Here is a 13,008-nt window from a genome sequence, read left to right as displayed (position 1 = left end):
TACCCGGATTTCAGCGAGGCGGTTTGTTCAGGCGCAAATTACTGCTTCCAGAGTATTTTGCTCACTTTCCAGCTCCTGAGCGTGTCGTCAGACGGCATCAGACCTTCCGGGCCGCTCCAGGTTCCGGTGAAGACATAGCTGATGTGCTGGCTGCCCTCAGCCTTACATTCCACCGCGACCTTGTCGTCAGACGGCAGGCTGGTGCAGTTGCCAAAGGCCTGCTTATAAAGGTCGCTGAACGCCGTCCCCACCTTCACACCGCTCGCCGTCGGAATATCCTCATCCATCACAGCGATACGGTTTACGGTGCCTTTGTCACCGTTAATCACCAGCGCCAGCTTGTCGCCCTTCAGCGCTTCGTAATAGCGAACAATATTGCCATTCTCCGTTTTCATGCCGCTGCGCAGGCGGTAATCGCCGCTGAGCGCATCCTGAATAGCGTCATGATCCAGCGACGTCGCGGCGGTAATTTTCCCCACGCCCTGCTCGGTCACTTCCGTTGATGAGCCAAACCAGTTCCACGGATACGCGGCTGACCAGTTAATGGAGGAGAGCGTCGAACAGCCGGTCAACGCCAGCGGGAGAGCGCATAAAAGTAAACGCAGCGATTTCATTGAAACGTCCTTTCTTGTTAAATCAACGCTTGTTGGAGTGCGACATCGGCAAAAAGTGCCGGATTAATCATCCTGATCGGCAAAACAGGCGCGAAGACGCGGGTTGGTCAGCAGCCACAGCAGCGCCACAATATCGGCAACCACCAGCGCAACGCCGGTGCCCGTCAGCGGTTCACCGTACCACCAGAGTACCGGCTGCCAGAAGAGCAGCGCAACCTGGGCGAGGATCAGCAGCCAGCGAAGCGCGCGCCAAAAACGTGGTATCAAATGCCGCCGTCCGCTGACCAAAAAAGCCAGTACGGCCGGAATGCCCGGCAGTAATCCGATCCAGAATGCATCGTGATCGGGATAGAAGAGATTCAGCAGCGTATCGCCCTGCCCGCGCGACGCTCCGGCCATTACAAACAGCACCCAGGTGCGGGCCTGGAGCAGCAAAACGCACCAGAATAAAAAGGGCAGCCTGACGCGGCCCTGCGCGTCATAGTCTGCCGGGTGGATCTCAGTACTCTTCATCTTCGATCAGACGCTTTCCTAAACTCAGCACGTCGGAATGCTCGTAGCCCAGACGCTCATACATGCCCAGCACCACGTCGTTATCTTCCCGCACCATGATCTGGATTTTCGGGCAGCCGCGGGCGATCAGCTTCTTCTCGAGCCGGTTCAGCAGCGCATTGGCAATGCCGCGGCCACGGTATTCCGGGTGGACGCCCAGATAATAGGCCGAGCCGCGGTGGCCGTCGTAACCGCCCATGACCGTCCCCACAACCTCGCCATTGACTTCCGCGACCAGAAACAGACTGACGTCGTGATTCAACTTACGTTCGATATCCATTTCCGGATCGTTCCACGGACGCAGCAGATCGCAGCGCTCCCAAAGGGTGATCACCTCTTCGAAATCTTCCTGGCGAAAAACGCGTATCTCCATGGTATTAACCGCCTTTTCGGGTTTAAAAACAGTGATTATGGCGCGAAGCTCGCCTTTCGCCAATAACCGGGGAAAATCTCGCCAAAATTTGGCATAATGTCACTTTGTCACGTATTGAAATGAAAAGTAAAACAATTCTCAACATGGACTGTCGTAACGGGAAACACGATACGATATAACACCAGGACCCCATTTTTTAGTATTCAGGCCGCATGAGCACATTCAAACCATTAAAAGCACTCACATCGCGTCGTCAGGTTCTCAAAGCGGGGCTGGCGGCCTTAACGTTAACGGGCATCGCAAAGCAGGCTCAGGCAAAAGACGAGAGCACGCTCAAAACCAGTAACGGACACAGCAAACCGAAAACCAAAAAGCCGGGCGCGAAGCGTCTGGTAATGCTCGACCCGGGCCACGGCGGTATTGATACCGGCGCCATCGGCAAAAACGGGTCAAAAGAAAAACACGTCGTGCTGGCAATTGCAAAAAATGTGCGCGCAATTTTACGCAGCAACGGCATTGACGCCCGTCTGACGCGCTCTGGCGACACCTTTATTCCACTGTATGACCGCGTTGAGATCGCCCACCAGCACGGTGCGGATCTGTTTATGTCGATTCACGCCGACGGCTTTACCAACCCTTCTGCGGCCGGCGCCTCGGTGTTTGCACTCTCTAACCGTGGCGCCAGTAGCGCCATGGCAAAATACCTCTCCGACCGCGAAAACCGGGCGGATGAAGTCGCCGGGAAAAAAGCCACCGACAAAGATCATCTGCTACAGCAGGTGCTGTTCGACCTCGTGCAGACGGATACGATTAAAAATAGCCTGACGCTCGGCTCGCATATTCTGAAGAAAATTAAGCCGGTGCATCGTCTGCACAGCAAAGGCACCGAGCAGGCGGCATTCGTGGTGCTGAAGTCGCCGTCCATCCCGTCCGTGCTGGTGGAAACGTCCTTTATTACCAACCCGGAAGAAGAGCGGCTCCTCGGCACCACGGCGTTTCGTCAGAAGATCGCCAACGCTATCGCCTCCGGCATTATCAGTTACTTCAACTGGTTCGATAACCAAAAAGCGCACTCCAGGAAACGTTGATGAAACCCGATGCTCAACTGGTCAAAACCTTCCTGCTGCAGCTGCAGGATGAGATCTGCCAGAAACTGGCTGCCGCAGACGGCGGTGAATTTCAGGAAGATAACTGGCAGCGCGAGGCCGGAGGCGGCGGGCGCAGCCGCGTGCTGCGAAACGGCGGCATCTTCGAACAGGCAGGCGTGAATTTTTCCCACGTTCACGGCGACGCCATGCCCGCATCTGCGACGGCGCATCGTCCTGAACTGGCGGGCCGCAGCTTCGAGGCGATGGGCGTCTCGCTGGTAGTGCACCCGCACAACCCGTTCGTGCCCACCAGCCACGCCAACGTGCGCTTTTTCATTGCGGAAAAACCGGGTGCCGACCCGGTCTGGTGGTTCGGCGGCGGTTTCGATTTAACGCCATACTACGGCTTCGAAAAAGATGCCGTGCACTGGCACACCACCGCGCGGGATCTTTGCCTGCCGTTTGGCGAAGACGTCTACCCGAAATTTAAAAAGTGGTGCGATGACTACTTTTACCTGAAGCACCGCGACGAGCAGCGCGGCATCGGCGGGCTGTTCTTTGACGATCTCAACACGCCTGATTTTGATACCGCGTTCAGCTTTATGCGCGCGGTAGGCGAAGGCTATACCGACGCCTATCTGCCCATCGTCGAGCGCCGTAAAAATACCGACTACGGCGTGCGCGAGCGAGAGTTCCAGCTTTACCGCCGCGGGCGCTACGTGGAGTTCAACCTGGTGTGGGATCGCGGGACGCTGTTCGGCCTGCAGACCGGCGGGCGCACGGAGTCGATTCTGATGTCGATGCCGCCGCTGGTGCGCTGGGAGTACTGCTACGAACCAAAAGAAGGCAGCCCGGAGGCTGCCTTGCGTGAGTTTATTCAGGTTCGGGACTGGGTGTAGCCCTTATCCCCTCTCCCTTTGGGAGAGGGTTAGGGTGAGGGTAAAAATTACAGCGGCTGCGTCTGCGCCTCAACCACCGCCAGCGCCACCATGTTCACGATACGACGCACAGAGGCAATCGGCGTTAACACGTGCACCGGTTTCGCCACGCCCATCAGTACAGGCCCTACGGTCACCCCTTCAGAGCTGGAGACGCGCAGCAGGTTATAGCTGATACGCGCCGCTTCCACGTTCGGCATAATCAGTATGTTGGCCGATCCCTTCAGCGGGCTGTCCGGCATACGTTCGTTACGGATGCTTTCCACCAGCGCGGCATCGCCGTGCATTTCCCCGTCAATCATCAGCTCCGGCGCACGCTCGCGCACCAGCTCCAGCGTCTGACGCATTTTGCACGCCGCCGCGGATTTAGACGAACCAAAGTTAGAGTGCGACAGCAGCGCCACCTTCGGCTCGATACCAAAGCGACGCACGGTCTCGGCGGCCATCACCGTGATTTCCGCCAGCTCGTCCGGGGTTGGATCGTCGTTAACGTAGGTGTCCGCAATAAAGGTGTTGCCGCTTGGCAGCAGCAGCGCGTTCATCGCCCCGGCGGTATGGACGCCGTCGCGATAGCCGAAGATCTCCTGCACCACGCTAAAGTGCTCGTGGTAATCGCCGATGGTGCCGCAAATCAGCGCATCCGCCTCGCCGCGATGCACCATGATCGCGCCGATCACCGTCGTGTTGCTGATGACCGCTTTCTGAGCCTGCTCCTGGGTGATCCCCCGGCGCTTCATGATCGCGTAGTATTCGCTCCAGTACTCTTTGAAGCGCGGATCGGATTCGTTGTTAACGATCTCGAAGTCGACGCCCGGCTTAATCTGCAGGCCCAGCTTCTGGATACGCATTTCAATCACGCTCGGACGACCAATCAGGATCGGCTTCGCCAGGCCTAAGGTGATCAGCTCCTGGGTGGCGTGCAGCACGCGCGCCTCTTCCCCTTCCGCCAGCACCACGCGCTTCGCGTCGGCGCGCGCCTGGGAGAAGATCGGCTTCATGAACAGGTTCGTTTTATAAACAAACTCGGTGAGCTTATCGACGTACGCGTCGAAATCATGAATCGGACGCGTCGCCACGCCGGAGTCCATCGCCGCTTTGGCCACCGCTGGGGCAATCTTAACAATCAGACGCGGGTCGAACGGTTTTGGAATGATGTAGTCCGGGCCGAAGCTCAGATCCTGATCGCCGTACGCGGACGCAACCACTTCGCTCTGCTCGGCGTGCGCCAGCTCCGCGATGGCGTGAACGGCGGCAAGCTTCATCTCTTCGTTGATCGCCGTTGCGCCGACGTCCAGCGCACCGCGGAAGATGAACGGGAAGCAGAGCACGTTGTTGACCTGGTTCGGGTAGTCCGAACGGCCGGTACAGATGATGGCGTCTTCGCGCACCGCTTTCGCCAGCGGCGGCAGGATTTCCGGTTCCGGGTTCGCCAGGGCCAGGATCATTGGCGCACGCGCCATCTTCTTCACCATCTCCTGGGTCAACACTTTCGGACCGGAGCAGCCGAGGAAGATATCCGCGCCGTCAATCACGTCGTCCAGGGTGCGTTTACCGTCGTCGTCGACCGCGTACGCCGCTTTGGTTTCCGCCATGTTCGGCTCGCGGTCTTTATAGATAACGCCTTTGGAGTCGCAGACCACAATGTTGTGTTTCTGCATACCCAGCGCCACCAGCAGGTTCATACAGGCGATGGCCGCGGCGCCTGCGCCAGAGACCACCATGCGCACGTCGGAGAGATTTTTCTCTACCACGCGCAGGCCGTTGAGAATCGCGGCGGTGCTGATAATCGCGGTTCCGTGCTGGTCATCATGGAACACGGGAATGTTCATACGCTCGCGCAGCTTCTGCTCGATATAGAAACATTCCGGCGCTTTGATGTCTTCCAGGTTGATCCCGCCGAAGGTCGGCTCCAGCGCGGCCACCACGTTGATGAATTTGTCAGGATCGAGTTCATCCACCTCGATATCGAACACGTCGATACCGGCGAATTTCTTGAACAGCACCCCCTTCCCTTCCATCACCGGCTTACCGGCCAGCGCGCCGATGTTGCCCAGCCCCAGCACCGCCGTGCCGTTAGAGATCACGGCGACAAGGTTGCCGCGCGCGGTATATTTGTAGGCCGCCAGCGGGTCTTTTTCGATTTCCAGACACGGGGCTGCGACGCCCGGCGAATAGGCCAGCGCCAGATCGCGCTGGGTTGCCAGCGGCTTGGTTGGGGAGACCTGGATTTTGCCCGGGACAGGGAACTCGTGAAAATCGAGGGCACTCTGTTTCAACTGCTCATCCATCTTATTTTTCCTTTCACGTATCGGTCAAAAGGGTGACGTAAGCGATCCTGATGCACACCCTGGTGTGCCGCCTAGTATCGCCTCAGGCCGCCTCCTAAACTTTGAAGGCAGCCAAACTCTCACCATCACACATTAAAAATTGTTATCAATTTATAACAGCCATGTTACCCGTCTCAAAAGCAATGCCTCCCCCGTCTGCTATGCTTTTTTGTTAAGTCCATCATGATTTTTCCAGAAGTGTGAACTAACGCACTCATCTAACTCTTTTATTTCCAAGGAGTAATTATTTATGAACCAGCTAGACGGCATCAAAAAATTCACCACCGTGGTTGCAGACAGCGGCGATATCGAGTCGATTCGCCACTATCAGCCGGAGGACGCGACCACTAACCCTTCGCTACTGCTCAAAGCTGCAGGGCTTGCCCATTTTAGCCATCTGATTGATGACGCCATTGCCTACGGTAAACAGCGCGGGAAAACGCAGGAGCAGCAGGTTGCCGAAGCCAGCGATAAGCTGGCGGTTAATTTTGGTGCGGAAATTCTTAAAAGCATCCCGGGCCGCGTCTCGACCGAAGTCGACGCCCGCCTCTCGTTCGATAAAGAAAAGAGCATTAATAAGGCGCGTCGCCTGGTGGAACTGTACGAGGAGCAGGGGATCGATAAATCACGCATTCTGATCAAGCTGGCCTCCACCTGGGAAGGCATCCGCGCGGCAGAGGTGCTGGAAAAAGAAGGCATCCACTGCAACCTGACGCTGCTGTTCTCGTTTGCTCAGGCGCGCGCCTGCGCTGAAGCGGGCGTGTTCCTCGTCTCGCCGTTTGTCGGGCGCATCTACGACTGGTATCAGGCGAAACAGCCGATGGATCCGTACGTGGTGGATGAGGATCCGGGCGTGAAATCGGTCCGTAATATCTACGACTACTACAAACAGCACCGCTACGAAACTATCGTGATGGGGGCCAGCTTCCGCCGTACCGAGCAGATCCTCGCCCTGGCAGGCTGCGACCGTCTGACCATCTCCCCTAACCTGCTCCAGGAGCTACAGGACAAAGAAGAAACGGTGATCCGCAAGCTGGTGCCGACCTCCACCGTTCTGCCAAAACCGAAAGCCATGACCGAAGCGGAATTCCGCTGGGAACACAATCAGGACGCCATGGCCGTGGAAAAACTGGCGGACGGCATCCGCCAGTTCGCCGTCGACCAGCGCAAACTTGAAGATCTTCTCGCCGCCAAACTTTAACCTTGCCACGGAGTGAACTATGTCCCGTAAAGAGCTAGCCAATGCCATTCGCGCCCTCAGCATGGATGCCGTGCAAAAAGCCAATTCCGGCCACCCCGGCGCGCCGATGGGCATGGCTGATATTGCCGAAGTGCTGTGGAACGACTTTCTGAAGCACAACCCCAATGACCCGACCTGGTACGATCGCGATCGCTTTATTCTCTCCAACGGTCACGCCTCAATGCTGCTCTACAGCCTGCTGCACCTTTCCGGCTACGATCTGCCGCTTGAGGAGCTGAAAAACTTCCGCCAGCTGCACTCCAAAACGCCGGGGCACCCTGAGATTGGCTATACGCCGGGGGTGGAAACAACGACCGGACCACTCGGTCAGGGGCTGGCCAATGCGGTTGGGCTGGCGATTGCCGAACGCACGCTGGCGGCACAGTTTAACCAGCCGGACCACGAGATTGTCGACCACTATACCTACGTATTTATGGGTGACGGCTGCCTGATGGAGGGGATTTCACATGAGGTCTGCTCCCTGGCGGGCACGCTGGGGCTCGGCAAGCTGATTGGCTTCTACGATCACAACGGCATCTCCATCGACGGGGAGACCGAAGGCTGGTTTACCGACGACACGGCAAAACGCTTTGAAGCCTACCACTGGCACGTGGTGCACGAGATCGACGGCCACGATCCTGAGGCGGTGAAAAAAGCGATTCAGGAAGCGCAGAGCGTGAAGGATAAACCGTCCCTGATTATCTGCCGTACGGTCATCGGCTTCGGCTCGCCGAACAAGGCGGGCAAAGAGGAGGCGCACGGCGCGGCGCTGGGCGAGGAGGAAGTCGCGCTGACCCGGCAAAAGCTGGGGTGGAAACATCCGCCGTTTGAGATCCCGAAAGAGATCTACAGAGCCTGGGATGCCCGTGAGGCGGGTGAAAAGGCCCAGCAGTCCTGGAACGAGAAGTTCGCCGCCTACAAAAAAGCGCACCCGGATCTCGCCGCCGAGTTTTCCCGCCGCATGAGCGGTGGCCTGCCGGAGGACTGGGACGATAGAACCCAGGCGCTGATTGAAAACCTGCAGTCCAACCCGGCGAAAATCGCCACCCGCAAGGCGTCGCAAAATACCCTGAACGCAATCGGCCCTCTCCTGCCCGAACTGCTCGGCGGCTCGGCGGATCTGGCGCCCAGCAACCTGACCATCTGGTCGGGCTCAAAATCGCTGAAAGAGGACATCGCCGGGAACTACATCCACTACGGCGTGCGCGAGTTTGGGATGACCGCCATTGCCAACGGCATCGCCCATCACGGCGGGTTTGTGCCGTACACCGCCACCTTCCTGATGTTCGTCGAGTATGCCCGTAACGCGGCGCGCATGGCGGCCTTAATGAAGGCGCGGCAGATTATGGTCTACACCCATGACTCCATCGGACTCGGGGAAGACGGGCCTACTCACCAGGCGGTTGAACAGCTGGCAAGCCTGCGCCTGACGCCGAACTTCAGCACCTGGCGTCCGTGCGATCAGGTCGAAGCGGCGGTGGGCTGGAAGCTGGCGGTGGAACGCCACAACGGCCCAACGGCACTGATCCTGTCACGCCAGAACCTGGCGCAGATTGAGCGAACCCCGGAGCAGGTGAAAAATATCGCCCGCGGCGGCTACATCCTGAAGGACAGCGGCGGCAAGCCGGACGTGATCCTGATTGCGACCGGCTCCGAGGTGGAAATCACGGTTAAAGCGGCGGAGAAACTGACTGCCGAAGGACATGCGGTGCGCGTGGTGTCCCTGCCCTCAACGGACATTTTCGACGCCCAGGACGAGGCGTACCGGGAATCGGTCCTGCCGTCCAGCGTCGCGGCTCGCGTGGCGGTGGAAGCCGGTATTGCCGACTACTGGTACAAATATGTCGGGCTCAAAGGGGCGATTGTCGGCATGCGAGGCTACGGCGAGTCCGCCCCTGCCGACAAGCTGTTCCCGTACTTCGGCTTTACCGTTGAGAACGTGGTGGAGAAGGCGCTGAGCGTGATCTAGTGGGGTCTGCGTTGCCGGGTGGCGGCTACGCCTTACCCGGCCTACTAAAACCGCCAAACCGTAGGCCGGGTAAGCAACAGCGCCACCCGGCATAAAACTACCGCGTGATCCACAGCGTGGGCCAGGCATCTGGCCCGTTCCAGCTGTCGCAGCTGGGCTCCTCGGCGTAGCGCACCAGGCGGAAGCGCTGGCCGTCAAAACGCCAGCGCGTCTGGATCCCGCAATCCCCCAAACCGCGCCCCAGCGCGAGCGTTGTCAGCTCGCGCGTCTTTTCATCGAAGCTGGCGTTCATCAACTCCATTTCGCTCCCGTCGCCTGACGGCGTAAACGGCAGCCGCAGCCTGACGCTGCGTGCGGTGAACGGTTTTTTACGTGATACCAGCCACGCCAGATCGACCGTGTTATAGGCCCCCGCCTCGCAGCTGACGATCAGCAGCGCTTTGTCATCGGTTAACGCGGTGACGCGCACTTCCCGGCGGTTAGGATCCAGCGAGCACTGGCTTGCGTTCATCCGCCCGGTACCATAGTCCAGCAGGTCGTTCAGTTCGGCGTGAGAGAGCGGCGTCGGGGTCGGGTTGACGACCGCCACCTTTTTAAGGGCAGGAGCAGGCGGAACGCTTAACGGCGGATCGTCACCTTTCTTGATCCACGCGGTTTCGCTGCCGACGCGCTTTTGCTGCGCATCAATGAACAGCAGCGCGGCTTTCAGACCGCTCAGTGAAATAACCTGCTTACCGTCGCGCAGGGTCAGGGCCTTCCCTTCCTGGATGTTTTTCAGAAAGGCGGTGATGGTGGCCGCATCGTCCGTTTTAAGATGCCAGGGCGTGAGCTGCCAGCGCTGTTTGTCCAGCTTCAGGGGAACGTTATCCAGCAGCAGCCGGGGGGCAATCTCTGGCTCTTTTACCGAGGGCGTATCAAGGCCGCCGAGATCGATACGCAGCGTGGCGTCCGTTTTCGCCCCGGCGCTACGGGTGAGCGTCATGACCAGACCACGGTGTTCACCCGTGTTGCGTGCGAGGCAAAAATTCTGGTTATTGCAGGTTACCTGCCAGTCGGAGAAGGCTTGCTGGGCAGGTGCAGCCCGCACCTGCGGCGCGAGGAGCACACAAAACAGGTAAAACAAAAAGACGCTGTAGCGCATGAATGACACAATCCCGGAACGAAAACGCTTAACTGGGCAGTATCTTCGTGTTCCCGCCGGGGTTGCTCAATCGGATTTATCAGATATACCCGAAAAACAGGCTATATCCGTTCGAAAGTGGTGTTCATCAGCCCGGTTGTCTGTAAATACTGCAGTAATATCACCGCTTTACCATCCCTGATTTCGCCTGAACGCACCATCTCCACCGCCCGGGCAAAAGGAAGCTCCAGCACTTCGATATCTTCATCCTCCACGCCACCGCCCCGGTGAGTGCGCTGCGCGTCGCTGTATTCCGCAATGAAGAAATGCACAATTTCCGTTACGCCGCCCGGCGACATAAACAGCTCGAAGACCTTTTTGACCTCGCCCACTTCGAAGCCGGTCTCTTCCACGGCCTCTTTGCGGATACAAACTTCCGGCTCATCATCATCGAGCAGGCCCGCGCAGGTTTCAATCAGACGTCCGTCAGGGTTGCCATTAACCCATGTCGCCACCCTGAACTGACGGATCAGCACCACGCTCTGCTTTTCACGGTTATAGAGCAGAATGGTTGCCCCATTGCCGCGGTCGTAGACCTCGCGCTTGTGGCGGATCACCTCACCGTTGTTACGCGTAAGATCATAGGTGATGTTACGCAGGACAAAGTAGTTTTCAGAGAGAATTTTGTCTTTGATAACGTCAATTTTCAGGGTCATACGGGCTCCACAACACAATGAGTCGTCCTATACTACGCCGTGAATCCCGCTTTGTCGCCCGCCGGTTTAATGATGTTTTGGGGCGTTAATCCCAAGCCAGTCCAGTATCCCCTGCGCCGCATGTCGCCCTTCCGCCATTGCGGTCACCACCAGATCCGCGCCGCGTACCGCATCGCCCCCGGCGAAGATCTGTGGGTTAGTCGTCTGGTAACGGTAGCGGCTCTCGACCGAAGCAACGATCCGCCCCCGGTCATCCGTTTCGACACCCTGCGCCTGCAGCCACGGCATCGCGTGCGGGTTAAAGCCAAACGCCATGATGACCGCATCAGCGGCCATCACGAACTCGCTGCCCGCCACGGGAACCGGTCGACGCCGTCCCTGCGCGTCCGGCTCACCGAGCTCGGTACGCAGCATTCGGATACCGTTGACCTTACCGTTCGGATCCAGCGTCAGCTCAACCGGCTGGACGTTAAATTCAAACGCCGCGCCCTCTTCTCGGGCGTTCTTCACCTCTTTCTTCGAGCCCGGCATATTGGCCTCATCCCGACGATAGGCGCAGGTCACCTTCGCCGCGCCGTGGCGTAACGCGGTGCGGACGCAGTCCATCGCGGTATCGCCCCCGCCAAGCACCACCACGTTTAAGCCATGGGTGTCGATAAACGGTTCGCTGGCCGTCGACTCCAGCCCCATAACGTGCCGCGTGTTACCTACAAGGAAAGGCAGCGCGTCATAGACCCCAGGCGCGTCCTCGTGCGGGATACTCGCCTTCATCGAGCGGTAGGTTCCCACGCCAATAAACAGGGCGTCATACTCGTTCTTTAACTGCGACATCGACACGTCCTGGCCCACCTCGCAGTTCAGCTCGAAGCGGATCCCCATCGCGGTAAATATCTCTCTGCGCCGCGCGAGCAGCGATTTGTCCAGCTTGAATGCCGGGATGCCAAAGGTCAGCAATCCGCCAATTTCCGGATGCCGGTCATAGACCGTCACACTCGCGCCGCTGCGCGCCAGCACGTCGGCGCACGCCAGCCCGGCGGGGCCCGCGCCGACGATCGCAACACGTTTACCTGTCGGCGTGACGGCGGACATATCCGGCCGCCAGCCCATCGCCAGCGCCCGATCGGAGATATAGCGCTCGATGTTACCGATGGTCACGGATCCCGCCTCTTCACGTATTGTGCAGGCACCTTCGCATAATCGGTCCTGCGGACAGACTCGGCCGGTAATTTCAGGTAAACAGTTGGTCTGATGTGAAAGCTCGACCGCGCCGGCGATATCGCCCGCGTTGATACGCTCGATCCACTGCGGGATATGGTTATGCAGCGGGCAGGTCCATTCGCAAATGCTGTGCTCGCCGCATTTCAGGCAGCGCGACGCCTCGCGGGCGGCCTGCTCGTCCCGGAACGGCAGGTAAATTTCGTTAAAATGGCCCACGCGTTCTGCGGCAGCCAGCTTGTCGGGCTCGCCGCATGGCGGGGTTGTTTGCATCTGATGCAGTTTGGTGCGCGAAGCGTCCTCTCTGACGGCTTCCGCATGCCAGGGCTGCGCTTCCAGGCAGGCCGTGCGCTGGCGGCGCGATTTCGCCAGATTATCAAGGACAGCAGGCGTCGCCAGTGAGAGGACATCTGCCGGGCAATTTTCGATACAGGCCGGGCCGTGTAGCCGCGTCAGACAGAGATCGCATTTATTCGCCGAGGCCTTCACGTCGCCGCTGTCGAGCGGGGTGACGATAATCTCCATCGTGCCAAACGGGCAGGCCACCACGCAGGCCTTACAGCCGATGCATTTTTGTTGATTCACCTGTACGCTGTCATCGCATTTGCTGATGGCGCCGTTCGGACAGCTTTGCGCGCAGGGCGCATTTTCACAGTGATGGCAGGTGACGGGGCTACTCTTCTCGCCGGACCTCAGGACCGTAATGCGGGGATGAAAATGGCGCTCGCTCAGGACGTGCTGCTCATCGTTGTGCGCCATCACGCAGGCCACTTCGCAGGCGCGACACCCGATGCACTGCTGGCTGTTAGCCATAATAAAACGATTCATAACCACACCTGTTTTTGGTTCAATAACC

At 58.6% G+C, this 13,008-nt stretch carries 11 protein-coding genes; 4 read left to right on the top strand and 7 right to left on the bottom strand.

Annotation, left to right across the window (positions count from 1 at the left end; translation table 11 throughout):
- Positions 1 to 38: 38 nt before the first annotated feature.
- The 3 genes from USF70_RS10665 to USF70_RS10655 form a co-directional block, all read right to left on the bottom strand.
- On the bottom strand, positions 39 to 614 hold the full coding sequence (locus USF70_RS10665) for an RpoE-regulated lipoprotein (RefSeq protein ID WP_033146155.1): 576 nt from the start codon (positions 612 to 614) through the stop codon (positions 39 to 41).
- A 63-nt stretch (positions 615 to 677) separates the two neighbouring features.
- Positions 678 to 1,127 (bottom strand): DUF2919 domain-containing protein, encoded by a 450-nt coding sequence (locus tag USF70_RS10660; RefSeq protein ID WP_232937470.1) that lies wholly within the window; start codon positions 1,125 to 1,127, stop codon positions 678 to 680.
- The gene (locus USF70_RS10655) at positions 1,114 to 1,539 is read right to left on the bottom strand and encodes a GNAT family acetyltransferase (protein ID WP_048974882.1); all 426 of its coding nucleotides are present in this window, start codon (positions 1,537 to 1,539) and stop codon (positions 1,114 to 1,116) included. The genes USF70_RS10660 and USF70_RS10655 overlap by 14 nt, the downstream gene beginning before the upstream one ends.
- Before the next feature lie 212 nt (positions 1,540 to 1,751).
- Here USF70_RS10655 and amiA point away from each other — a divergent pair, with 212 nt between their 5' ends.
- Together amiA and hemF are read left to right on the top strand one after the other, a co-directional pair.
- Entirely contained in the window at positions 1,752 to 2,627 is an 876-nt protein-coding gene (amiA, locus tag USF70_RS10650) for an N-acetylmuramoyl-L-alanine amidase AmiA (RefSeq protein WP_023308739.1), read from the top strand.
- Complete coding sequence (hemF, locus tag USF70_RS10645) at positions 2,627 to 3,526, top strand: oxygen-dependent coproporphyrinogen oxidase (RefSeq protein ID WP_320735620.1); 900 nt, start codon at positions 2,627 to 2,629, stop codon at positions 3,524 to 3,526. The genes amiA and hemF overlap by 1 nt, the downstream gene beginning before the upstream one ends.
- Before the next feature lie 47 nt (positions 3,527 to 3,573).
- Here the strand turns inward: hemF and maeB are convergent, their stop codons facing one another.
- A complete protein-coding gene (maeB, locus tag USF70_RS10640; protein ID WP_023308741.1) occupies positions 3,574 to 5,853 on the bottom strand; it encodes an NADP-dependent oxaloacetate-decarboxylating malate dehydrogenase in 2,280 nt (759 codons plus the stop codon).
- Positions 5,854 to 6,142: 289 nt separating this feature from the next.
- Between maeB and tal the strand changes: the two genes are divergently transcribed.
- Both tal and tkt read left to right on the top strand, forming a co-directional pair.
- Positions 6,143 to 7,093 (top strand): transaldolase, encoded by a 951-nt coding sequence (gene tal, locus USF70_RS10635; RefSeq protein WP_033146157.1) that lies wholly within the window; start codon positions 6,143 to 6,145, stop codon positions 7,091 to 7,093.
- Between the two features lie 19 nt (positions 7,094 to 7,112).
- The gene (gene tkt, locus USF70_RS10630) at positions 7,113 to 9,101 is read left to right on the top strand and encodes a transketolase (RefSeq protein WP_029739981.1); all 1,989 of its coding nucleotides are present in this window, start codon (positions 7,113 to 7,115) and stop codon (positions 9,099 to 9,101) included.
- Positions 9,102 to 9,198: 97 nt separating this feature from the next.
- Here tkt and USF70_RS10625 read toward each other — a convergent pair whose 3' ends face one another.
- From USF70_RS10625 to aegA, 3 genes are all read right to left on the bottom strand, one after another.
- Positions 9,199 to 10,242, bottom strand: coding sequence for a DUF1176 domain-containing protein (locus USF70_RS10625; protein WP_182383857.1), 1,044 nt, complete (start codon positions 10,240 to 10,242; stop codon positions 9,199 to 9,201).
- A 101-nt stretch (positions 10,243 to 10,343) separates the two neighbouring features.
- Positions 10,344 to 10,937, bottom strand: a complete 594-nt coding sequence (gene nudK / locus USF70_RS10620; protein WP_033146160.1) for a GDP-mannose pyrophosphatase NudK — start codon at positions 10,935 to 10,937, stop codon at positions 10,344 to 10,346.
- A 66-nt stretch (positions 10,938 to 11,003) separates the two neighbouring features.
- On the bottom strand, positions 11,004 to 12,980 hold the full coding sequence (gene aegA / locus USF70_RS10615; protein WP_320735619.1) for a formate-dependent uric acid utilization protein AegA: 1,977 nt from the start codon (positions 12,978 to 12,980) through the stop codon (positions 11,004 to 11,006).
- Positions 12,981 to 13,008: the final 28 nt, after the last annotated feature.

It is taken from the genome of Enterobacter sp. 237C8, from assembly GCF_034106865.1.
Classification (GTDB): domain Bacteria; phylum Pseudomonadota; class Gammaproteobacteria; order Enterobacterales; family Enterobacteriaceae; genus Enterobacter; species Enterobacter asburiae_B.
The sequence above is the reverse complement of the archived record's forward strand: the minus strand, read 5'-3'. Positions and strand labels throughout refer to the sequence as shown.

Excerpts from the sequence above, each read along its gene's own strand:
- USF70_RS10625 (WP_182383857.1), bottom strand. The coding sequence starts at position 10,242 with ATGCGCTACAGCGTCTTTTTGTTTTACCTGTTTTGTGTGCTCCTCGCG.
- aegA (WP_320735619.1), bottom strand. The coding sequence starts at position 12,980 with ATGAATCGTTTTATTATGGCTAACAGCCAGCAGTGCATCGGGTGTCGC.
- nudK (WP_033146160.1), bottom strand. The coding sequence starts at position 10,937 with ATGACCCTGAAAATTGACGTTATCAAAGACAAAATTCTCTCTGAAAAC.
- amiA (WP_023308739.1), top strand. The coding sequence starts at position 1,752 with ATGAGCACATTCAAACCATTAAAAGCACTCACATCGCGTCGTCAGGTT.
- hemF (WP_320735620.1), top strand. The coding sequence starts at position 2,627 with ATGAAACCCGATGCTCAACTGGTCAAAACCTTCCTGCTGCAGCTGCAG.
- USF70_RS10660 (WP_232937470.1), bottom strand. The coding sequence starts at position 1,127 with ATGAAGAGTACTGAGATCCACCCGGCAGACTATGACGCGCAGGGCCGC.
- USF70_RS10655 (WP_048974882.1), bottom strand. The coding sequence starts at position 1,539 with ATGGAGATACGCGTTTTTCGCCAGGAAGATTTCGAAGAGGTGATCACC.
- tkt (WP_029739981.1), top strand. The coding sequence starts at position 7,113 with ATGTCCCGTAAAGAGCTAGCCAATGCCATTCGCGCCCTCAGCATGGAT.
- tal (WP_033146157.1), top strand. The coding sequence starts at position 6,143 with ATGAACCAGCTAGACGGCATCAAAAAATTCACCACCGTGGTTGCAGAC.
- USF70_RS10665 (WP_033146155.1), bottom strand. The coding sequence starts at position 614 with ATGAAATCGCTGCGTTTACTTTTATGCGCTCTCCCGCTGGCGTTGACC.
- maeB (WP_023308741.1), bottom strand. The coding sequence starts at position 5,853 with ATGGATGAGCAGTTGAAACAGAGTGCCCTCGATTTTCACGAGTTCCCT.